At 70.6% G+C, this 21,825-nt stretch carries 14 protein-coding genes; 7 read left to right on the top strand and 7 right to left on the bottom strand.

The annotated features are described in order from the left end of the window. Complete coding sequence (gene fdhD / locus FNV62_RS41310; RefSeq protein WP_143609862.1) at positions 1 to 858, top strand: formate dehydrogenase accessory sulfurtransferase FdhD; 858 nt, start codon at positions 1 to 3, stop codon at positions 856 to 858. A 91-nt stretch (positions 859 to 949) separates the two neighbouring features. On the opposite strand, the gene FNV62_RS41305 is transcribed toward fdhD, so the two are convergent. The 3 genes from FNV62_RS41305 to FNV62_RS41295 form a co-directional block, all read right to left on the bottom strand. After that, positions 950 to 1,786, bottom strand: coding sequence for a LysR family transcriptional regulator (locus FNV62_RS41305; RefSeq protein ID WP_143603475.1), 837 nt, complete (start codon positions 1,784 to 1,786; stop codon positions 950 to 952). Positions 1,787 to 2,137: 351 nt separating this feature from the next. Further along, positions 2,138 to 2,680, bottom strand: a complete 543-nt coding sequence (locus FNV62_RS41300) for an isochorismatase family protein (protein ID WP_143609861.1) — start codon at positions 2,678 to 2,680, stop codon at positions 2,138 to 2,140. A gap of 19 nt (positions 2,681 to 2,699) precedes the next feature. Continuing rightward, on the bottom strand, positions 2,700 to 3,140 hold the full coding sequence (locus FNV62_RS41295; protein ID WP_143609860.1) for a MarR family winged helix-turn-helix transcriptional regulator: 441 nt from the start codon (positions 3,138 to 3,140) through the stop codon (positions 2,700 to 2,702). A 101-nt stretch (positions 3,141 to 3,241) separates the two neighbouring features. Here FNV62_RS41295 and FNV62_RS41290 point away from each other — a divergent pair, with 101 nt between their 5' ends. From FNV62_RS41290 to FNV62_RS41280, 3 genes are all read left to right on the top strand, one after another. Further along, positions 3,242 to 4,165, top strand: a complete 924-nt coding sequence (locus FNV62_RS41290; RefSeq protein ID WP_143609859.1) for a quinone oxidoreductase family protein — start codon at positions 3,242 to 3,244, stop codon at positions 4,163 to 4,165. 162 nt (positions 4,166 to 4,327) lie between these two features. After that, positions 4,328 to 6,235, top strand: a complete 1,908-nt coding sequence (locus tag FNV62_RS41285) for a sialidase family protein (protein WP_144315986.1) — start codon at positions 4,328 to 4,330, stop codon at positions 6,233 to 6,235. A 10-nt stretch (positions 6,236 to 6,245) separates the two neighbouring features. Further along, positions 6,246 to 7,490 (top strand): DUF4185 domain-containing protein, encoded by a 1,245-nt coding sequence (locus FNV62_RS41280; RefSeq protein WP_144315985.1) that lies wholly within the window; start codon positions 6,246 to 6,248, stop codon positions 7,488 to 7,490. On the opposite strand, the gene FNV62_RS41275 is transcribed toward FNV62_RS41280, so the two are convergent. Then, positions 7,423 to 8,463, bottom strand: a complete 1,041-nt coding sequence (locus FNV62_RS41275) for a bile acid:sodium symporter family protein (RefSeq protein ID WP_143656218.1) — start codon at positions 8,461 to 8,463, stop codon at positions 7,423 to 7,425. The genes FNV62_RS41280 and FNV62_RS41275 overlap by 68 nt on opposite strands. 152 nt (positions 8,464 to 8,615) lie before the next feature. Between FNV62_RS41275 and FNV62_RS41270 the strand changes: the two genes are divergently transcribed. Continuing rightward, entirely contained in the window at positions 8,616 to 9,509 is an 894-nt protein-coding gene (locus FNV62_RS41270) for a LysR substrate-binding domain-containing protein (RefSeq protein WP_060900999.1), read from the top strand. On the opposite strand, the gene FNV62_RS41265 is transcribed toward FNV62_RS41270, so the two are convergent. Next, on the bottom strand, positions 9,484 to 10,464 hold the full coding sequence (locus FNV62_RS41265; RefSeq protein ID WP_143656217.1) for an Lrp/AsnC family transcriptional regulator: 981 nt from the start codon (positions 10,462 to 10,464) through the stop codon (positions 9,484 to 9,486). The two genes, FNV62_RS41270 and FNV62_RS41265, sit on opposite strands and share 26 nt — an antisense overlap. Positions 10,465 to 10,585: 121 nt before the next feature. Here FNV62_RS41265 and FNV62_RS41260 point away from each other — a divergent pair, with 121 nt between their 5' ends. Both FNV62_RS41260 and FNV62_RS41255 read left to right on the top strand, forming a co-directional pair. Further along, positions 10,586 to 12,070, top strand: a complete 1,485-nt coding sequence (locus FNV62_RS41260) for an MFS transporter (protein ID WP_144315984.1) — start codon at positions 10,586 to 10,588, stop codon at positions 12,068 to 12,070. Positions 12,071 to 12,414: 344 nt separating this feature from the next. Then, on the top strand, positions 12,415 to 14,241 hold the full coding sequence (locus tag FNV62_RS41255) for an AMP-dependent synthetase/ligase (protein ID WP_143603469.1): 1,827 nt from the start codon (positions 12,415 to 12,417) through the stop codon (positions 14,239 to 14,241). Between the two features lie 44 nt (positions 14,242 to 14,285). Here the strand turns inward: FNV62_RS41255 and FNV62_RS41250 are convergent, their stop codons facing one another. Then, entirely contained in the window at positions 14,286 to 16,313 is a 2,028-nt protein-coding gene (locus FNV62_RS41250; RefSeq protein WP_143656215.1) for a PQQ-dependent sugar dehydrogenase, read from the bottom strand. A gap of 12 nt (positions 16,314 to 16,325) precedes the next feature. Next, positions 16,326 to 21,815, bottom strand: coding sequence for a glycosyl hydrolase family 28 protein (locus FNV62_RS41245; RefSeq protein WP_144315983.1), 5,490 nt, complete (start codon positions 21,813 to 21,815; stop codon positions 16,326 to 16,328). Between the last annotated feature and the right edge of the window lie 10 nt (positions 21,816 to 21,825).

Below are 21,825 nucleotides of genomic sequence, written 5' to 3'. Positions count from 1 at the left end.
ATGGGACGAGTCACGGAACGACGCAAGGTGATCCGCATCCGGGACGGGGCTGTCTCCACCCGCCCCGACACGCTCGTCGCCGAGGAGCCACTGGAGATCCGACTCAACGGGAAACCGCTCGCGATCACCATGCGCACCCCGGGCGACGACTTCGCGCTCGCGGCGGGCTTCCTCGTCAGCGAGGGGGTCTTCGGCCGGGCCGACGAGGTGCAGAACATCGTCTACTGCGCGGGCGCGACGGTCGACGGGTCCAACACGTACAACGTCGTGGACGTCCGGACCGCGCCGGGCGTCGTGCTGCCCGACATCACGCTGGAGCGCAACGTCTACACGACCTCGTCCTGCGGCCTGTGCGGCAAGGCGAGCCTGGACGCGGTCCGTACGACGGCCCGCTGGGCCATCGACGACGGCGGCGACGCTCCCCCGGTCCGGCTGGAGCCCGCTCTCCTCGCCGGCCTCCCCGACCGGCTGCGCGAGGCCCAGCGGGTCTTCGACCGGACCGGGGGTCTGCACGCCGCGGCCCTGTTCACGGAGGACGGGGAGATGCTCGACGTACGGGAGGACGTGGGCCGGCACAACGCGGTCGACAAGCTGGTCGGGCGCGCCCTGCAACGCGGCGACCTGCCGCTCTCCCGCACGATCCTGCTGGTGTCGGGCCGGGCCTCCTTCGAGCTGGCGCAGAAGGCGGTCATGGCGGGCGTCCCCGTACTGGCGGCGGTCTCGGCACCGTCCTCGCTGGCGGTGGACCTGGCCGCCGAGACCGGGCTGACCCTGGTGGGCTTCCTGCGCGGCCCCTCCATGAACGTGTACGCGGGCGAGCACCGCATCGCCCTGCGGGCCGCGGCCGCCCAGGGCTGACCGGCTCCCCGCGGCACGGCGGCGGGGCCCCGACCGGCGGGGAGCGCCCCCTGCGCCGTAGGGGCCCCGCCTCAGCCCGCCGCGACCGGGCTCACGGCTCCTCGGCCCGCGCCGGGTCGGCGAGGGGGGCGAGCCGGGCGAAGGCGGTGATCAGGGGCGAGCGCCGGCTCGCCTCCCAGGCGAGCAGCACCTCGTCGCGCTCCGCGTCCGGCACCGGTACGTAGGTGATGTCCGGGCGCGAGTACTGCTCGGCGACGGACTCCGGTACGAGCGTGATACCGGCCCCGCTCGCCACGGACTCGAACTTCTCTTCGATGGTGCGGATCGGCAGCTCGCCGGGACGCGGGTCGGCGTACCTCAGGCGCGGTTCGTCCGCCAGGTCGGCCAGGGCGAGTTCCGGTTTGCCCGCGAGCCGGTGGTCGGCGGGGAGCATCGCCACGCGCGCCTCACTGAACAACGGCAGCAGCGTGAGGCCCTGCTCGCGGATCGGGCGGCGTACATAGGCGAGGTCGACGGTACCGTCGAGGATCAGTCGCTCCTGGTCGTCCCATTCGACGCGGCGGGCGAGCGCCTCGACATCCGGGTGGGCGGCTCCGAAGGCGCGCAGGGCGCGGGTCACGACGACGCCGGCCCGGAAGCCGACGACCAGCCGGCGCGGTCCGCCGGCGGCCCGTCGCACCCGGAGCCTGGTGGCGTCCGCGATGGCGAGCAACTGCCTTGAGTCGTCGAGGAGTTGATGCCCGGCCGCCGTCAGGGTCACCCCATGGCTGTCGCGTTCGAAAAGCGGTGCGCCCAAGTCCTTCTCCAGGGCGCGGATCTGACGGCTCAGGACCGGCTGAGCGATGTGCAGTCGCTCCGCCGCGCGGCCGAAGTGGAGCAGCTCGGCGACCGCCACGAAGTAGCGGATCTTCCGCAGGTCGAGGTCCATGGCCGCCCCTTCCGTCGTCGCGGTGGCGATGCCTTCAGGGTATCGCCACCGGCGAAGGAGGTCCTGGACGGCGGTCAGGTACGGCGCACCAGGAAGGGCGGTTCCATCGCGCCCACCACGGGCACCGCGGGCCGGCGTCCGATGCCGGGCAGGACCGTGGCGGCCGGCCCGTACGGGGCGAGGGAGTCCCTCACCCACGCCCGAGGATGTGGCGCAGGCGTACCTCTGCCTGATGCGCGGCCGGTTCGGCACCGGTTCGACCGTCGCCCTGGACGGCGGCACGGTGCTGGTGCGACCGCGCGCGTTCCCCTGCCTCGCGCCGCCGCGGCATTCCCTGCCCGACTCCGCGCCTCAGCCCGCGCTGAAGTGCACCTGCGCGGTGGTCACGACCGTGCCCAGGCGGGGGAAGTCCAGGCGGACCGACGCCTCGTGTTCGGGCGCGGTGAGGGCCGCCATCGCGTCCTCGGCGAACACGAGGTCGTAGCCGAGGTCGCCGGCGGCGCGGGCGGTGGACTCGACACCGAGGTTGGTGGCGATCCCGCCGAACACCAGGGTGGAGATGCCGCGCTCCCGCAGCCGCTCGTCGAGACCGCTGCCCTGGAACCCGCCGATGGTCCGCTTCACGACCTCGAGGTCACCCTCCACCGCGAGCCCGGCGACGAGTCCGCTGCCGGGCGGCTGTTCGGGCAGCCCGGGCCGCTCGCCCCGGACGAGCACGACGAGCGCGCCCGCCTTGCGGAAGGTGGCCGCCAGCTCCTCGGCGGCGACGAGGACTTCGGTGCCCTTGCGGGGTTCCACGGGCAGTCCGACGATGCGCTCCATCAGATCCACGAGCACCAGGGCGGTGCGCGCGGGGTCGAGGGCGAGCCGGGGTTCGGTTTCGGGTGCGGTCATGACGGAACGTTAGCCTTCATCAGCCGTCCGTACCGGAAATCCGGATCAACAAGCCCATGAACTGCTTCCGCTCGGCCTCCGAGAGCGGCGAGAGGAGCGCGTCGTTGGCCTCGCGCGCCGCCCGCTCGCAGCGCGCGAGCAGGCGTGCGCCCTCCTCCGTGAGGGACACCGCGTTCTTGCGCCGGTCCCTGGGGTCGGGTTCACGCAGGACCAGGCCCGCGCCCTGGAGGTCGTTGAGAACACCGACCAGGTCCTTGGGGTCGAGCTGGATGCTGCGGCCCAGTTCGGCCTGGGCGACGGGGCCGAGATCGGAGACGGCGGAGAGCACCACGTGATCCCACATCTTCAGACCCTCGGCCGCCAGCGCCTCGGCGACGAGGGCACGGCCGCGGGCGGCGGTGCGGCCGAGGAGCCAGCTGGGGAGGGAGCGGATGGCGGACAGGGGCGCGGAGGCGGACATGGGGCCAGCCTAACGAATAGCCGTTGGTCTTCCCAATGAATGCGGTATACCGTTGGGGATCCCAACGACCTGAGGGCTCACCCTCTCCCCCTGGAGGTGCGATGCGTCGCGTCCGCTACGAGCACACCGGCGGCCCCCTGTTCCTGGAGGACGTCCCCGTACCCGCCGCCGGGCCCGGCGAACTGCTGGTGCGCACCGAGGCGATCGGCGTCACCCTCCCCATCGTCCGCAAGGTCACCGAGGCCGCGGAGCCGATCCCGCTGGGCGGCGAGATCGCGGGCGAGGTCGTCGCCGTCGGCGCGGGCGTCACCCGCTTCGCGGCGGGCGACCGCGTCACCGGACTCTGCTTCGGACACGGGTACGCCGACTACGTCCTGCTCAACGAGACCATGACCTCCTCCGTCCCGGTGGGTGCGAGCGCGGTCGACGCCGTCGCCCTCGTCCGCAGCGGACTGGTCGCGTTCGGCGCCCTGGAGGCGGCGCGCCCCGCACCCGGCGAGGCGGCGCTGATCACCGGCGCGGCGAGCGGCGTCGGCCATCTCGCCGTCCAACTCGCCCGGCTGCGGGGCGCGTCGCGTGTCGTCGGGGCCGTGTCCGCGCTCGCCCTCGGCAAGGCGGAGTTCGTCCGGGGGCTCGGCGCGGACGAGGTGATCGCGTACGACTCCGAGGACTGGGGCGAGCCCGTCGACTACGTTCTCGACGCGGTCGGCGGCGACCTGCTCACCCCGGCCGTCGCCGCCCTCGCCCCGGGCGGGCGGCTCGTCGCGTACAGCTCGGGCGGCGGGAGCGTGCGGGCGTACGACCTGCTGGTGGGCGCCAAGTCCGTGATCGGCTTCCAGATGGCCCGGATCGCCCGGAACGAGCCGGGGCGGTACGAGCGGTGGCGCGAGGAACTGTGGCGACTGTTCGCGGAGGGAGCCCTGCGGTCCGCCGTGCACGGGGAGTTCGCCCTGGAGGACGCGGCGAAGGCGCACGCGGCGATCGAGTCACGGAGCAACCTGGGGAAGGTGGTGCTGCGCCCCTGACAGACGCGTTCAAATTTGGCGTGAACACGACCGGCGCTCGCTTCTTGTGGGGCCGCTGAGAGCCCAAGTAGCGTCTGTGGCACACACATTGGACGTCCGATGTCGGATGTCGGATGTCTGGATCCCCCTGGTTGCCCAGCCACACGAAGGGCAGGTCGCACCATGTCGGCACGTCTGCGCGCACGTCTCAGATCGACCCTGACCGCCGTCCTCACGGCCGCCGCACTGTGCGTGCTCGCGCTGCCGAGCCCCGCGAGGGCCTCCGCGACCGACGCGTCCGGTGCGTCCGGTGCGTCCGGTGGGTCCGGTGCGTCGTTCGAACAACAGGTGCTCTTCAGGGCTTCCCAGGATCCCGGCTACGCCTGCTTCCGCATCCCGGCCGTCGTGCGGAGCACCCACGGCACCCTGCTGGCGTTCGCCGAGGGTCGCGTGCACGACTGCGGCGACGCGGGTGACATCGACATCGTCGTCAAGCGGTCGACCGACGGCGGCCGGACCTGGGGACCCCTCCAGGTCGTCAACGAGGGGGCGGGCGACACCCACGGCAACCCCGCCCCGATCGTGGACCGCGAGACCGGTCGCATCGTGCTGGCGGAGACGTACAACACGGGCCGCACGGACGGGCGCGGCTGCGACGTCCCCTGCGACCGCACCCCGCATCTCCAGTACAGCGACGACGACGGCCTCAGCTGGTCCGCACCGCGCGACCTGAGCGCCGAGATCCTCCCGCCGAACTGGAACTCCTGGTACGCGACCGGCCCTGTGCACGGCATCCAGCTGACCCGTGGCAGGCACGCCGGGCGGCTCGTCTTCGGCGTCAACACCGAGACCTGGAACGGAAGTCGGGTCACCGCCAACAACGCCGCCCTCATCACCAGCGACGACGGCGGCGACCACTGGCGGATCGGCGCGAGCGACTCCTGGCCGATCGCGGAGGACGGCACCTTCCGTCAGAAGCCGTCCGAGCTGACGCTCACGGAACGCGCCGACGGGTCCGTCCTCGTCAGCGGGCGCGAGCAGGACGGCACCGACCTCGGCCACCGCACCCAGACCGTCAGCCGCGACGGCGGCGACAGCTTCACGGCGCCCTTCCGCGACCTCCCCGGCCTCTACGCGCCCCAGGTCCAGGGCTCCGTACTCCGCCTCGGCGACCGCGTCCTGCTGGCTTGCCCCGGCGACCCCGACCGCCGCAGGACCATGATGATCCGCTCCTCGTACGACGGCGGGCGTACCTGGGACAGCGTGGACCGCGGCACGGTCGTGACCACCGACTGGTCGGGCTACTCCGACCTGGTGGGGATCGGCGGCGGCGCCGTGGGGCTGCTGTACGAGGGCGGCGCGGTCGACGCACGCGACGAGGTCCGCTTCGCCCGCTTCACCGAGGACTGGCTCACCCCGCGCCGCGGCCCCGACCCGACGACCGACGACCTCGCCCGGCACGCCGAACCGGCCGCGGTCCTCGGCGGCGCCCGGGAGACGGCGGGCGTGCGCGGCGGCGCGCTGGAGTTCGACGGCGCCGACGACGCCGTACGCCTGCCGTATCAGGACCGACTCCCGCTCGGGACGAAGGACTTCACCGCGTCGCTGTGGTTCCGTTACACGGCCACCGGCGGGGAGCAGCCGCTGCTGTGGATGGGCGGGATCGGGACGACGCAGCCGCAGGTGTGGATGCGCGCCGAGCCCGCGTCCCACCGGATCACCGCGCTGATCACCACCAGGAGCGGAGCCGCGGCCCCGACCTCCGCCTCCGTGCGCACCGCGAGCGCCTACAACGACGGCCAGTGGCATCATCTGGCCCTGCGCCGGGGCGGCGGACTGCTCACGCTCTCCGTCGACGGTACGGCGGTCGTCGCCGCGGACGTGCCCGGATCGGTCAGCCGCAACTCGCCGTTCGGGGTCCATGTCGGGCAACGGATGGACAGCCGGGCGTACTTCACGGGAGCCATCGACGAAGTACGCGTCCACGACCGCGCGTTGAGCGACGACGAACTGTCCGCGCCGCCCTCCCGGGAAGTGACCCGGGACACCGTCCTGCATCTGCCCATGGACCAGGTGCGCGGCGGCCACTAACGTCCCGTCCGTGCCCGACGACGCACGAGCACGACGACGGCGGACCGGGGCCGGCCTCGGTGTCCTGCTCGCCCTGGTCTGCGCGGCCGTGCTGCTCACCGCCCTCCCCGACCACGACCGGGAGGGCGGCGGCGCGTGCACGGCCCGCACGCCGCGGTCCTGGAGCGCGGACGCTCGGCTCACGGGCGAGTTCGCGCGGTACGGGGACGACGCGAGCCGTGTCGACGACTGGACCGGCGGCGACGGTACGCACTCGGTGCGGCTGCCGGACGGGCGGGTGCTGTGGCTGTTCTCGGACACGTATCTGGGCCAGGTGCACGCGCCTCCGAACCCGGTCGGCGAGTCGTACGCGTGGCGCGACACGAGTGCGCCCCTGGTGCGGAACTCGGCCGTGGTGATGGCGAAGGACGGGCGGCTGGAGACGACACTGCCGACGCCGGTGTTCCCCGACCCCGGGCCGGGGCGGTGGCGGTGGCCGGTCGCGGCCCGTGTCGAACCGCGCTCCCCCGGTTCCTCCGAGCAGGTCGTCCGCGTCCTGCTGTGGACGCGTACCGCCGGCCAGGCTCCCTGGATCTACGGCGTGCCCACGTCCACCGAGATCGCCACGCTCTCGCTGCCCGACCTGCGGCTGGAAGGCATCACCACGGCCTTGGACCAGAGTTCCGTGACCGATCCCTCCAGGCGGGTGCTGTTCGGCACCTCGACGGTCGACGCGGGCGCGTGGACGTACGTCTTCGGCGGCGACGACGGCCAGGCCGCCTCGCGTCCCGCCTCGCAGGCGTACGTGGCGCGGGTGCCGCGCGGCCGGCTCGGGCAGCCGGGGGCCTGGGAGTACTGGGACGGCAGCGGATGGGCGGTGCGGGCACGACCGGGGCCGGTGCTCGGGGACGAGCGGCGCACGGGGGTCGGCAGCGCTTTCACGGTGGTGCGGGACGGCGGGACGTACGTCCTGTTCACGATGGCGGCGGGCACCGCGGGCCTGACGACGATCACCTCGTACTGGGCGTGCGCGCCGACCGGCCCCTGGCACGGGCCCACCCGGAGCTTCAGTCCGGCCCTGCCGCAGGGGCAGGTGGCCGCGTACAACCCGCAGGTGCACGCGGCGCTGAGCGACGGCGACCGGCTCGTCCTGAGCTATGACGTGAACTGGCTGGACGCCACGGGCGGTGTCTCGGCGCAGGCGAACCTCAGTCGGAACGTGGCGCTGTACCGACCGCGATTCGTGACGCTGCGACTGGGGGAACCGGGGCCGTAGCCGCCTCGGGGTCGTGGGCGCGGCGCTTGGCGATCACCGCGCACACCATCAGCTGCATCTGGTGGAAGAGCATCAGCGGCAACACGGCGAGCGAGGCGTGCGCGCCGAACAGCACGCTGGCCATGGGGAGTCCCGAGGCGAGGGACTTCTTCGACCCGGCGAACTGGATCGCGATGCGGTCCTCGCGGTGGAAGCCCAGCGCCTTCGCGCCGTACCAGGTGAGCGTCAGCATCACCGCGAGCAGCACGCCCTCGACCGCGAGCAGGCCCGCCAGTCGCACCGCGCTCACCTGGTGCCATATGCCCTGCACCATGCCCTCGCTGAACGCGGTGTAGACGACGAGCAGGATCGAGCCGCGGTCGACGTAGCCGAGGACCTTCTTGTGGCGCGTGATGAATCCGCCGATCCAACGGCGCAGCACCTGCCCGACGAGGAACGGCACCAGCAGTTGGAGCACGATCTTGACCAGCGAGTCCGCGGAGAAACCGCCGCCGCTGCCGCCCAGCAGTGCCGCGGCGAGCAGCGGGGTGACGACGATGCCCGCGAGGGAGGAGAAGGAGCCGGCGCAGATCGCGGCGGGCACGTTGCCGCGGGCCATGGAGGTGAAGGCGATCGACGACTGGATGGTCGAGGGGACGAGTGTGAGGAAGAGCAGACCGGTGTAGAGGTCGTGGGTCAGGAGCACCGGTTCCAGGCCGCGGGCGGCCAGGCCGAGCAGCGGGAAGACGACGAAGGTGCAGGCCAGGACGGTGACATGGAGCCGCCAGTGCTTGAGGCCCTCGACCGCCTCACGGGTGGAGAGCCGGGCCCCGTAGAGGAAGAAGAGGAAGGCGATGGCGGCCGTGGACGCGCCCGACGCGACGTCGGCGCCCGTGCCCCGTGCCGGGAGCAGGGCCGCGAGGCCCACTGTCCCGAGCAACAGCAGGATGTACGGGTCGATCGGCATCCAACTCGGCCACTGCAGGCGTTTCACGGTGCTCCACTGCTCAGACGTCGTACGGGGCGGCCCGGGCAAGGGTGGTCCCGGGGCGGGTCGTGCCCTCTCCATCGTCCTCTTCCGGCCCGCGATCGGGAATCCGTCATACCGTTCTGACTGTCATCGCGAATCGCGATAACGTGGGAGGTGTGTACGACCCCTCCCAACTGCGTACCTTCCTGGCGGTGGCCCAGACCCTGAGCTTCACGCAGGCCGCACGACGGCTCGGGCTGCGCCAGTCCACCGTCAGCCAGCACGTGCGCCGCCTGGAGGACGCGGTGGGACGGCAGCTGTTCTCACGGGACACGCACTCCGTGGAGCTCACCGAGGACGGCGAGGCGATGCTCGGCTTCGCGCGCCGCATCCTGGCGGTGCACGAGCAGGCGACCGCCTTCTTCACGGGCACCCGCCTGCGCGGCCGGCTGCGCTTCGGCGCCTCCGAGGACTTCGTACTGACCCGGCTCCCGGAGATCCTGGAGGGCTTCCGGTACGACCATCCGGAGGTGGACCTGGAGCTGACGGTCGAGCTGTCCGGCACGCTGCACGAACAGCTCACGGCGGGCAGGCTGGACCTGGTGCTGGCGAAGCGGCGGCCCGAGGATCCGCGCGGCGAGCTGGTCTGGCACGACCGCCTGGTGTGGATCGGCGCGGAACGCCTGCGGCTCGACCCCGACCGCCCGGTCCCCCTGATCGTCTATCCGCCCCCGGGCATCACCCGCGCCCTCGCCTTCGAAGCCCTGGAGCGCCAGGGCCGCGCGTGGCGCATCGCCTGCACCAGCGGCAGCCTGAACGCCCTCGTCGCGGCGGCCCGCGCGGGCCTCGGCGTGATGGCCCACTCGCGCGGACTGATCCCTCCCGGCCTCGTCCGCGTCCCGGACCGCGCGGGCCTGCCGGAACTGGGCGAGGTCGACTTCGTCCTGGTGCACGGACAGCGGCGTACGTCCGCACAGGGCGCGGCGGACGCCCTCGCGGCCGCGATCCTGGGCGGCGGGGACCGGCTGCTCAGGGGCGGCGGGGCTAGCGGGCCGGTCTCGCGTACGTGAGTTGCTTGATGCGGCGCAGGAACGGGGTCGTCTCGATGTGCTGGACCCCTTCGAGGGTGCCGAGGCGGCCGCTCAGGTAGGCGTAGAGGCCCGCCGTGTCACGGGCGACGGCGGTGACGACGATGTTGGAGGGGCCGGCCGTCGCCGCGGCGAAGGCGACCTCGTCGTGAGTGGCGAGGGCCTCTCCGACGGAGTGCAGGGCCGCCGGGGCCGCGGTGATCCACAGGACGGCGGCGCAGGCGAAGCCGAGGGTCTCGGAGTGGTACTCGACGTCGACGTACACGGCGCCGGAGGCGAGCAGGGCGGCGAGGCGGCGCTTGACGACGGACTCGGAACGGCCGGTGGCGCGCTGGAGTTCCGGATAGGTGGCGCGTCCGTCGCGTTCGAGCGCGGCGACCAGCGGCTCGTCCTCGGGGTCGATCCGGGCCGGCCGCGAGGGGTCGGGAAGTCGCGGCCGCAGCGCGGCGATCTGCTCGTCCGTCAGCGCGACGAACCTGCTGACCCAGCCCGTCGGTCCGCCGAAGAAGCGGTTCAGGATCTGGTGGGCGCGGATCTCCATGATGCTCGGGGTGCGCGGCAACTTTCCGAGCAACAGGTCGTCGTGGTCACCGGGGCTGCGCGGCCGGGTCATGCAGACCACCTCGGTGCCGCCCGAGGCCAGTCCGATCCACGCGGTGTCCGGCCGCTTGGCCAGCGCCTCCGCGATCGTCTCCGCGCTGTCGGGCGCGCAGCGCAGCCGTAGCATCCACTGGCTCTGGCCGAGCCGTTCGGCGTCGCGCACCGCGACCACCCGCAGGCCGCCCTCGGCGGAGAGCCTGCGGAAGCGGCGCGCGATCGTCTGGTCGGAGACACCCAGCACCGCCGCGATCCGGCTGAAAGGCGCGCGGGCGTCCAGTTCCAGCGCGGCCAGCAGTTGCAGATCGAGCGTGTCGAAGGTGTGGGATTCCATCTCCATGGGGGCCGTCCTTGTCGGATTCCGGCGATCTGGTGCCCGAGGCCGCCGCGATCACCCATCGGGAGCTCATCGTACGGAGGCTTGCGCATCCGCGGCACGGGGTTCTGGAGGAGTTGAGGACATGCGTAATTGGGGGCCGCTCACGGCGGTGTGCCTGGGGACGTTCATGTTGTTGCTGGACGTGACGATCGCGGTCGTCGCGCTGCCGGACATGGCACGGGCGCTGCACGCGTCGCTGAGTGATCTGCAGTGGGTGATCGACGGGTACGCGCTCGCGCTCGCCGCGCTGCTGCTGGGAGTGGGGGCCGCCGCCGACATTCTGGGACGGCGCCGGGTGCACGTGGCGGGCGTGGTGCTGTTCGCGGTGGCGTCGCTGCTGTGCGGGCTCGCGTCCGGGCCCGGGATGCTGGTGGCCGCGCGTGGGCTGCAGGGGGTGGGCGCGGCGGCGATGTTCGCGACGACCCTGCCGCTGCTCGGCTCGGTCTACCAGGGGCGGCAGCGGTCGACGGCGCTCGGGGTGTGGGGCGCGGTCAGCGGCGGCGCCGCGGCGGTCGGGCCGGTGCTCGGCGGCCTGCTCACCGAGGGGCCGGGCTGGCGGTGGATCTTCTTCGTGAACCTGCCGGTGAGCGTGGCGTCGGTGTGGCTGACGCTGCGGGTGGTGCCGGAGTCGCGCGGACCGCGGGGGATGCGCATCGACTGGGCGGGCACGGTCGCCTTCGCCTGCTTCGCGGGGGCGACGACGTACGGGGTGGTGCGGGCCGGGGCGGACGGCTGGACGTCGGGGGCGGTGACGGGATCGTTCGGGACGGCGGCGCTGGCGCTGGTCGCGTTCGTCCTCGTCGAGCGGCGGGTCGCCCACCCGCTCCTGGACCTGTCGCTGCTGCGCAAGCCCGCGTTCGTGGGCGTGATGGCGGGCGCGCTCGCCTTCAACGGGGTGGCATTCGGTGTGATCCCGTACCTGTCCATCTGGATGCAGACCGTGCTGGGCATGAGCCCGGTGCGCGGCGGCCTCACCCTGCTCCCGCTGACCGGCGCGACGATGGTGGTCGCGATCCTCGCGGGGAAGCTGCTCCACGGGGTTCCGGTGCGGCTGACGATAGGCGGCGGGCTGCTCCTGGTCGGCTCGGGCGCGTTCTGCCAGGCCGTGCTGGACGCGGGTACGAGCTGGACGGTGCTGGTGCCGGGCCTCGTCCTGGTCGGCGTCGGCACGGGCCTGGTGTCCCCCGCCATCGCGGGCGCCGCGCTCGCCGCCGTACCGCCGGAGCGGGCGGGCATGGCGGGCGGCGCGGTGAACACGGTCCGCCAGCTGGGGTACGCGCTCGGGGTCGCCGTCTTCGGCACGGTGCTGACCTCCCGCATGCAGGACACGCTCTCGCACGACGCGGCCCACACCCTGGCCGGCGGCGGCGCCGGGGCACTGCGCGGCTCGCTCTCCGAACACGCCCTGCGGGCCGCGTTCGCCTCGGGGCTCGACTCGGCGTCGGTGGCGGCGGGCGTGACGGGGATGGTCGCCGGTGCGCTGGTACTGGTGTTGGTGCGGACGCCACGCGCTGTGACGGACACGGCCGAGGCACCGGCGAAGCGGGCGACGGCGTCCCGCGCATGACACCGGTGAGGGCCCGGTCATGACACCGGCGGAGCCGGTTCCGGAGCCACCGGGACCGGCTCCGGCGGTAGCCGCACAGCACGGAATCGGAGATCCCGTGTCCGGTATTCGGCGCCCCGCACCCCGTAGGAGGGTCGTACAGATTCCGTGGAGATTACGGGACCGAAACCTACGGAACCGTAAGGGATTCTGTCCGGCCCTTCCCCATGTGCGGGCATTTTCTCGGCTGACCAGTGCGTATGCCGCACCCACCCTCGGCCGACCCCTGTTCCGGCACCCCTCCCGCCCGACGGCGTGGTGGGGTAGCTTTCACGGCGCTGTGCGGAGCGCCACTAGGAGCGGGATTGCGCGAGTTCACCAACCCTCCGTTGGCGTCGGCGCCGCCGGTGGGCGGCCTGGCCGACGTCGTCTTCGACCATGCCCAGGAGGACCCGCTGCGGGCCGCGTTCGGCCGCAAGGACGAGAACGAACAGTGGCGCGATGTGACGGCCGCCGAGTTCCGTGACGAGGTCCTCGCGCTTGCCAAGGGACTGCTCGCCCAGGGAATCCGATTCGGCGACCGGGTCGCGATCATGTCCCGTACCCGCTACGAATGGACACTCTTCGACTACGCGTTGTGGACCATCGGCGCCCAGGTCGTCCCCATGTACTCGACGTCCTCGGCCGAGCAGGTCTTCTGGATGCTGCACGACGCGCAGGTGTCGGCCGCGGTGGTCGAGCACGAGGACCACGCTATGACCATCGCCACAGTGATCGACCGGCTGCCCCAGCTGCACAAGCTCTGGCAACTGGACTCGGGCGCGGTGCAGGAGCTCTTTGAGGCCGGTGCGAGCATCGACGACGAGGTGGTGCACCGGCACCGGCGCGCCGTCACCCCCGAGTCGATCGCGACGATCATCTACACCTCGGGCACCACGGGCCGCCCCAAGGGCTGCGTCATCTCGCACGCCAACTTCATGGCCGAGGCGAGCACGGTCATCGGGCTCATGGAACCGATCTTCACCTCCAAGCGCGACAACCAGGCGTCCACACTCCTGTTCCTGCCGCTCGCGCATGTCTTCGGGCGGATGGTCCAGGTCGCGGGAGTCCTCGGGAAGGTCAAGCTGGGCCATCAGCCTCAGATGCATGCCGCCGTGCTGCTGCCCGACCTGGCCGCGTTCCAGCCGACGTTCATCCTGGCGGTGCCGTACATCTTCGAGAAGGTCTTCAACGCGGCCCGCCGCAAGGCCGAGAAGGACGGAAAGTCCGGAGCCTTCGAGAAGGCCGTGGAGGTCGCGGTCCGCTACGCGGACGCGATCGAGGCGAAGGCGTGGGGGATCGGCGCCGGGCCGTCGGCGAGCCTGCGGATGCAGCACCAGTTCTTCGACAAGGTCGTCTACACCAAGATGCGCGCCGCCATGGGCGGCCGGGTCAGACACGCGGTGTCGGGCGGCTCCGCTATGGACCGTCGGCTCGGGCTGTTCTTCGCCGGCGCGGGCATCCAGATCTACGAGGGATACGGGCTCACCGAGACCACCGCCGCCGCGGTCGTCACCCCGCCCGAGCGGACCCGGTACGGGACGGTCGGCCAGGCCATTCCGGGCACGACCGTGCACATCGCGGACGACGGCGAGATCTGGCTGCACGGCGACAACATCTTCCAGGGCTATCTGAACGACCCCAAGGCCACCGACGCCACCCTGCACGACGGCTGGCTGGCCACCGGCGACCTCGGCGCCCTCGATGAGGACGGCTTTCTCACCATCACCGGGCGCAAGAAGGAGATCCTGGTGACCTCCGGCGGCAAGAGCGTCTCGCCGGGCGTCCTGGAGGAGCGCGTGCGTGACCATCCGCTGGTCGCGCAGTGCATCGTGGTCGGCAACGACCGGCCGTACATCGCGGCGCTCGTCACCCTCGACTCCGAGGCCGTCGAACACTGGCTGCAGATGCGGGGCAAGACGCGGCTGTCCCCGTCCGACCTGGTGCGCGACCCGGACCTGGAGACCGAGGTGCGGCGGGCGGTGGTCGCCGCGAACACCCTGGTCTCGCAGGCCGAGTCGATCCGTACGTTCCGGATACTGGCCAACCAGTTCACCGAGGAGCACGGGCTGCTGACGCCGTCGCTTAAGTTGAAGCGGAAGGCGATCGAGAACGCGTACGCGACGGAGGTGGAGGCGTTGTACCGGGCCTGAGCCCGCTGCGACGCCTCCGTCCGGCCAGTTGATGCTCACCTCGACTAGTTGATGCTCACCTTGAAGATCTTGTCCGAGCCGTCCGCCGCTCCTCCGTTGTTGTCGCAGTTGGTGGTGGAGAGCCAGAGCTGGTCGGCGCCGGGCACCTTGGTGACCGTACGCAGGCGGCCGTAGGTGCCGACGTAGTACGCCGTCGGCGTGCCGACGTTCTCCGTGTCGCCGGTGATGGGGATGCGCCACAGCCGTTCGCCGCGCAGGGACGCCATGTAGACGACGTTGCGGACGATCGCGATGCCGCTGGGTGACGCCTCGGAGACGTTCCAGGTCGCCTTCGGGTTGGTCATCCCGGAGACGCTGCAGCTGCCCTCACAGGTCGGCCAGCCGTAGTTGGCACCCGGTTTGATGAGATTGAGTTCGTCCTTGGAGCTGTTGCCGAACTCCGCCTCCCACAGGCGGCCGTTGCGGTCGAAGGCGAGGCCCTGCGGGTTGCGGTGCCCGTAGCTGTAGACGTAGTTGCCGAACGGGTTGCCGGGGGCGGCCTTGCCATCCGTCGTCATCCGCAGGATCTTGCCGTTCAACGACGTCTTGTCCTGGGCCAGGTCGGGTGTCTGGGCCTCGCCGGTGGAGACGTACAGATAGCCGTCGGGGCCGAAGGCGAGGCGTCCGCCGTTGTGGTAGCGGTTCTTCTTGATGCCCTGGAGGAGGATCGTGTAGTCGGTGAGGGAGCTGCCGTCGTAGGTCATGCGGACGACGCGGTTGCCCTCGGAGGCCGTGTGCATGAAGTACACGTAGTGGTTGGTGGCCCACTTCGGGTCGACGGCCACGCCCAGCAGTCCGCCCTCGCCGTTCGTGGTGACGGCGTTCGGCACGGTGCCGACCTGGGTCCTCGTGCCGTCCTTGGTGACCTTCCAGACCCGGAAGTCGTCCCGCTCGGTGACCAGCGCCGTCTGCCCGTCGGGCATCCAGTACGTGCCCCAGGGGATCGTCCAGCCGCTGGAGACGGTCCCGATGGACGAGGGGACCCCGCCGTCGGTGGCACAGGCCTTGGTCGTGAAGGTGACCGTGTTGCTCTGCGGCGACACGTTGCCGGCCGCGTCGCGCGCCACCACGTTCAGCGTGTACGGGCTGTTGCAGGCGAGCCCGGTGAGCGTGGTCGACGTACCGGTGACGCTCTTGTAGACCGTCGTGTCGCTGCGTACGTCGTAGCCGACGACCGCCTTGTCGTCGGTCGAGGCGCCCCAGCTCAGGTCGGCGCTGGTGGCCGTGACGTTCGAGGAGGTGAGGGTGCCGGGTTTGCCTGGCGGGGTGGTGTCGGAGCTGGGCCGAGTCGTGCAGTCGACGACCGGGCTGGCCTGGGAGGCGTTGCCGGCGGCGTCGCGGGCGATGACGGTGAGGTTGTAGGTGGTGTTCGGACTCAGGCCGGTGAGCACCTTGGAGGTCGCGTCACCGGCCGCCTCGCCGAGCTTGTTGCCGTGCTCGTAGAGGTCGTACGCGGCCACGCCGACGTTGTCCGTGGAGGCACCCCAGGAAAGGGTGAGGCCGTCCTCGCCGATGGCCGAGCAGCTCGGCTGGCCCGGCCGCGAGGGTGCCTGGGTGTCGGCGGCGGTACCGACGCTGACGCGGTCGAGGTTGGGGCCGCCGTTCGCCGTGGTGGCGGTCGCGCGGATCTTGTTGGAACCCGCGTCGAGCGGGACGTTCACACTCTTCGTCGCCCAGGTGTTCCAGTCGGTGGTGGCCGGGAAGGAGACACCGGAGGCGACGACCGTACCGTTGACGGAGAGGTCCATCGGGCGGTCGACGGTCGTGCCGTTGGCGTAGCGCAGGGCCAGCGAGGAGGTGCCGGCCGTGGCCGCGCTCACCGTGAACTCCACGTAGGAGCCGGTGATGTTGGTGTAGTCGACGAAGCCGGTGCCCGTGTAGCCGGTGTGGTTGGTGGCGACGGCGCCCTGCGAGATCGTGGCGTCCTCGGCCTGGTAGTCGGTGGCCGCCTGCGCCGCCGTGCCGGTCAGTGCGACGAGCGGCACGGCCAGGACGAGCGAGAGGCACCAGGGCAGCGTTCTGTTGAGTTTCATGGGTTCGTCCCCTCAGCCCGTGTACTGGGCGAAGACCTTGAGGTAGTCGTACGGCTGCTGCGACACGCCGCTGCAGGAGTCACCGTCGGAGCCGGAGCCGCAGGCCCGGTCGCGGTTCACGGACCAGTAGGTGAGGCGCCCGATGTGGTGCTGCTGGGCGTAGGCGAGCATGGTCTTGAAGTCGGCGACGCGGACCAGTTCACCGGAGTCGTCGGTCTTGCCGTTCATGGACGACAGGCCGATGTGCGCGTACGCCGTCGCGTCGCTGTATCCATAAGCCGACTTGACCCGTGCCTTGAGGCCCTCCATGGCCTGGGTGGTGAGCGTGCCCATGTTCGTGGTGCCGCCGCCGAAGTCGAACGGCATGATGCACCAGATGTCGTTCGCGAGGCCCGAGGCGGCGCCGCGCTTGATCATGTCGACGCCGGTGGAGTCCGGGCCGCTGGTCGTCGTGCCGAAGGTGATGATCGTCTTGAGCCCGGGGTGGCCGGCCTTCACGATCTTCAGCGCGTCGATCACCCGTTGTCTGACGGTGGCGTTGCTCCACTCGGTGTTCTCGATGTCGATGTCGATGACCTTGAGGCCGTAGGCGTTGACGACCTTCTGGTAGGCGCCCGCGAGCGCCGAGGCGCTGGAGCACTTCTCGCCGAGTTTGGCGCCGCTCCAGCCGCCGACGGAGACGACGACGTCACCGCCGGCCGCGCGGATCGCGTTGATCTTCGACTGGTCGTTGCCACCGGTCAGCGGGCGCGAGCCGTCCCACTTCGGGTTGCAGGAGCCGTCGGAGAGGACGAACGCGAGCGTGAACCACTTCACCCCGGTGGCCGACATGACCGAGGTCGGGTTCTGCGGGCTGCCCCAGCCGAGGTACTCGTAGGGTGCCACCGCCATGCCGGGTGAGGCCGCGGCGGTCTTCAGGGCGGCGCTCACCGGTTTCACCCGGATCAGGCGCGTCTCCCCGGGGCGCAGGGTCGCGCTGTACGAGTCGGCGATCGTGCCCTTGTGGGAGCCCGACCACAGGTCCGTGACGTCACCGGAGCCGGTGAAGCCGACCTGCGACCAGTTCACACCGACCGTGGTGTTGCCGGACGTGCCGGTGTTGAAAAGGGCGACGACGTACTCACCGTCGCTCTCCTTCTTGCTCCAGACCTGCTTGACGCCGCTGTTCACGATCCGTTTCGCGGCGACGCCGTCCTGGTCGACACCGATGAGCCGGTCGTTCGTGAGCATCGGTTTGTCGACGGAGTCGAGGTTCGTCAGGTCCGTGCCGAGGAGCAGGGGCGCGCCCGCCATCGCCCACAGGGTGAAGTGCGAGCGGCGCTGGTCGGCGGTGAGGCCCGCCTGGTCGCCGTTGCCGATCTCCAGCGAGTCCAGGTCGTTCCAGCCCCCCGGGCCCGCGTACTGCTGCCAGTTGGCCGCCGAGGTGAAGCGGGCGGAGACGTGCGACCAGTCGGTCAGCGGATAGCCGCTGCCGTTCGCGCCCGAGCCGCAGTAGCACTCGACGTCGCCCTGGGTGCGCCAGCTGTTCGCCAGTGACTTCCAGGTGGAGGCGCCCGCGATCGGCAGGTTGTTGGAGAGGGCGAAGGTGATGGGCCGGCCGGTGGCGCGCAGCGCCTTGTCCCAGGCCTGGACGTCGGGGATGTCGGCGCTGCCCACCCCGTCGATCTTCAGGTAGTCGACTCCCCAGGAGGCGAACTGCTTGGCCCACGAGTTCACGAACTCCTGGGCGCCCGGCTTCCCGTAATCGATGTAGTACATGTTCTTGCAGTTGTAGTTCTTCTCGGTCTTCGAGGTGTCCGCGATGTCGGCCGCGTGGTATGAGGTCCCCTCGATCGGTGTGTTCCTGGTGACGGCGTTCTTGGCGATGCCCGGCGTCACGTAGAAGCCGAACTTGAGCCCCTTGGAGTGGATGTAGTCGGCCAGCGCCTTGATCCCGGCGGGGAATTTGGCGGTGTCGACGGTCCAGCGTCCGTAGGAGTCGACGACGAATCCGTTCGCGTCGCACTTCTGCCAGAAGTCGTCGAGGTTGATGTACACGAAGCCGTGGTCCTTGAGCCCGCTCGCGACGAGCGCGTCGGCCTGCGCCTTGATCTTCGCCTCGGTCGGCCAGCGGCGCACGAAGCTCCAGCTGCTCCAGCCCATGGCGGGGCGCAGGGCCTGGCCGTTGTCCGAGTACGTGTTGACGGTGGCCGCCGGGGTGGCGTACGACGTGCCGATCCAGGCCTCGTCGATCCGCAGCCGCTTGTAGCGGGTGGTGTCGGTGGACGCGGCCCAGGTGGTGTCCACTTCGAGGCGTACGTATCGGGCGTTGGCGGCGGTCAGGTCGATTCCCTGGATGCCCCGCCGACCGGCGAGCTGACCGGTCTTGACCGCGCTGCCCCAGGTGGACCCGTCGTTGCTGAGAAACACCTTGTAGTCCTTGATACGTGCGGACTGCTCGGTGTCGGAGCGCGCGTAGGCGACGGAGTCCTCGCGCTGGTTGAGGCCGATGTACTGGACCTTCCTCGCGCTGCCGAGGTCGAAGGTGAGGTTGACGGGCAGCGTCTTGTTGCTGTCCCAGTAGGTGAGGTAGTCGCCGTCGCCCGCGGCCGCCGCGCCGTGACCGCTCGCCGAGGCGCTCGCGGACATCGTGACGCCGGACGCGATGCCCTGGCGGCCGGCCGTGGTGACCTTGAAGACGGTGTCGTAGGGGTCCCAGTTCGCCAGGCCGGTCAGGGTGAGCACGCCGCCCGACTGGGACCACGAAACAGCCGCTCCTGTACGGAGGTTGGTGACGGAGGCGATGCGGTAGCCGTTGTCGCGGATGCGCAGGGTGCTGGTGCTGGGCGGGGTCAGTACGTGGATGTACTGCAGGTCGGGGTCGGTCTTGCTGACCGTGGTGACACCGTGGGCTCCGTCGTTCCAGAAGCCGGGCTTGAGGCCGCCGTACATGTAGCCGCCGCCCTCGGTGCCGTGCAGGGACTGCCAGATGGGGCCGAGATAGGAGTTGGCGAAGTTGTTGAAGGCCTCCTGGTTCGTCGGGAACTTGCCGTTGACCTGCGCGGTCTCGGCCATCAGGGCCTTCACGGAGGAACCCGCGTTGGTGATCAGCCGACCGAGGGTGAGCATCTTGTCGACGGAGGGGTTGGAGCCGTCGTACCACCACGCTCCGCTCGACGGCAGCTTGAAGTCGGCTTCGGTGAGGCGGGGCTGGGCCGTGTAGACGGCCTGGGGGTAGTCGTAGGACGGGGTCATGCCCGTCTTCTGCTCATTGCTGATCATGTCCATGATCGGCGTGTCTTCGTTGTTGTTGCTGAGCGTGTAGTTCGGACGCTTCTGCTGGATCTGCGCGTAGAGGTCGTGGCTCTCCCAGTACGCGTTGTCGTTGTCGATCCAGAAGCCGCCGAGGTCCGGATAGCGGTCCATGACCTCGAAGAAGTTGTCGTAGCTGAAGCGGCCGAAGCCGTCACGGGTGGTGAGGTCGACGTCCGTGCCCTTGTAGGCGGAGTACGCGGCCGAGTCGAGCCACTCGTGGCCGCCCTCGTTGTGCCACTGGGGGTCGTCGGTCATGTAGAGGATGACCTTGAGGCCCTTGGCCTTGGCGGCGGTGATGAGTTCGCCGAGGAAGTCCCGCTTGGTGGAGCAGCTGCCGGGGATCTTCGAGGGCCAGGGGCGGGCGTAACCGAGGCGGCTGTGGAAGGTGGCGAGGACGAGGTACTGGGTGTGCAGTTTCTGGGCCTCGTTCACCCAGTAGTCCGGAGTCCAGCCACCGTTGGTGACGTCGTTCTCCCAGGCGGTGCAACTGGTGTGGGCGGGGGCGGTGCGTTCGCCCCAGTGCAGGAAGAGTCCGCCGACGGAGCCGCGCAGGAAGGCCTGACGGGGGTTTTCGAGGTCGAGCGGTTTCCCACCTGTGTGCGGCCGCTGCACGGCCGTGGTCGCCATCGCCGTGCTCTTGGCCGGCATAGCGCAGTTCTCACTGGAGCCGCCGGCGGAAACCCTCAACGCGCCGCCCGAGGTGTTGTGACTGTCCGTCAGGCAGTAGCCGGTGACGTTCTGGAAGCCCATGTCATGGGGAGAGTTGCTCCCCCGCTGGGCCGTGAACCGGGTGAACCTGATCCCGTTCGCGGCGTTCGCGATGACGGCCGGACGTCCGTCGTCGGCCGCGTACTTCACCGAGCTGTCCGTGAAGGTGATGTTGTCGGCGTTGTGGACGTACCAGCCGTAGGCGGGCCGCGTGCCGATGGCCTTCGGGTTGTAGTCGCCCGGGTCGTTGCTCGGCACGGCGGTGGACATGGTGCCGTTGCCGCCGGGGACGGTGATGTCGACGTTGGTGAAGGTGACCCCGTTGATCCGGTGGCCGCTCTCGCCCCACAGCGTCGGGCTGAAGGACGGACTCACCCCGGTCGCCGTGATGTTGTCGTACGTGACGTCGCTGATCGAGCCGACGCCGGGACTGTTGCCGCAGCGCTTCCGGGTACCGATCTTCTGCATGATCGGCGAGTGGACGCCGGTCATGGTGATGTCGCGGTAGTGGACGTCGAAGATCTTCGCGCCGTCCATGGAGACCATGCCGAGCCCTGACTTGTTGGAGCCCTCGATGCGGATCTTGGCGAACTGGTAGTCGGAGAAGTCTCCGCAGGTCTCGGACCCGAACATCAGGGCGTTGCAGCACACCGCCGACAGATACGAATCACTCACCCGGACATGGCCGTTGGGGAGCTTGGCGCCGAGCGCGTAGTCGCTCTTGAAGACGAGGGCGTCGTCGTTGGCCTTGATGTTCGCGTTCGTGACCGTGACGTTGGTCGTACTGATGATGTTCCAGCCGTCGCGGTCGCTCGCGGTGTCGATGGTCAGGTGGTCCGAGGTGACGTTCGTACAGCCGTTGATGAGGGCCGCGAAGTGGCCGCCGCGCCGCAGGGTGAGGCCGTCGCCGAGGCGCAGGCCGTCACAGCGGGTCAGCGAGAGGATCTTGTCGGCCTCGCCGGACTTGGGGTTGCCGGTGATGAGGTTGCCGAGGCCGTCGATGACGCCCTCACCGACGAAGCCGATGTGTGTCAGCCGGTCGCCGTAGATCATCGCGTTGTGGAAGTGGCTGTGCCCGTAGTCCTGGTAGGCGTCGTTGGGGTTGGCCTCGGGCGGGTCGTAGGTGTCCGCGCTGGAGCCCTGGATCGTCGCGCCCTTGTCCACTTGAAGAGTGACCTCGCTCTTCATGTGGATGGTGTTCTTGGACTTGTACTGGCCGGCGGGGAAGCGGACGGTGCCGCCGCCCGCCGCGTTGGCGGCGGTGATGGCCTTGTTGATGGCGGGGGTGTCGTTGGTGGAGCCGTCGCCCTTGGCTCCGTAGTCGTGGACGTCGAAGACGGCGGCGTGGGGCGCGGTGGTGGACATGGGCGCCGTGGTGGACGTGGGTGGGGTGGCGGTTCGGGGGGCCGCGAGGGCCTCGGGGTGGGTCAGGCCGAGTACGACGGCGAAGGCGAAGAAGACGCTCGCCGCCCAACTCCGTTTTCTCATGGGGGGTTTCATGGAACGGCTC

The organism is Streptomyces sp. RLB3-17 (assembly GCF_007113425.2).
In the GTDB taxonomy this organism is placed as follows: Bacteria; Actinomycetota; Actinomycetes; order Streptomycetales; family Streptomycetaceae; genus Streptomyces; species Streptomyces mirabilis_D.
The sequence above is the reverse complement of the archived record's forward strand: the minus strand, read 5'-3'. Positions and strand labels throughout refer to the sequence as shown.

What these genes read in the sequence shown, in the direction of transcription:
- FNV62_RS41285 (WP_144315986.1), top strand. Translation starts at nt 4,328, where the DNA reads ATGTCGGCACGTCTGCGCGCACGTCTCAGATCGACCCTGACCGCCGTC.
- FNV62_RS41245 (WP_144315983.1), bottom strand. Translation starts at nt 21,815, where the DNA reads ATGAAACCCCCCATGAGAAAACGGAGTTGGGCGGCGAGCGTCTTCTTC.
- FNV62_RS41300 (WP_143609861.1), bottom strand. Translation starts at nt 2,680, where the DNA reads ATGACCGCACCCGAAACCGAACCCCGGCTCGCCCTCGACCCCGCGCGC.
- FNV62_RS41295 (WP_143609860.1), bottom strand. Translation starts at nt 3,140, where the DNA reads ATGTCCGCCTCCGCGCCCCTGTCCGCCATCCGCTCCCTCCCCAGCTGG.
- fdhD (WP_143609862.1), top strand. Translation starts at nt 1, where the DNA reads ATGGGACGAGTCACGGAACGACGCAAGGTGATCCGCATCCGGGACGGG.
- FNV62_RS41305 (WP_143603475.1), bottom strand. Translation starts at nt 1,786, where the DNA reads ATGGACCTCGACCTGCGGAAGATCCGCTACTTCGTGGCGGTCGCCGAG.
- FNV62_RS41260 (WP_144315984.1), top strand. Translation starts at nt 10,586, where the DNA reads ATGCGTAATTGGGGGCCGCTCACGGCGGTGTGCCTGGGGACGTTCATG.
- FNV62_RS41290 (WP_143609859.1), top strand. Translation starts at nt 3,242, where the DNA reads ATGCGTCGCGTCCGCTACGAGCACACCGGCGGCCCCCTGTTCCTGGAG.
- FNV62_RS41265 (WP_143656217.1), bottom strand. Translation starts at nt 10,464, where the DNA reads ATGGAGATGGAATCCCACACCTTCGACACGCTCGATCTGCAACTGCTG.
- FNV62_RS41250 (WP_143656215.1), bottom strand. Translation starts at nt 16,313, where the DNA reads ATGAAACTCAACAGAACGCTGCCCTGGTGCCTCTCGCTCGTCCTGGCC.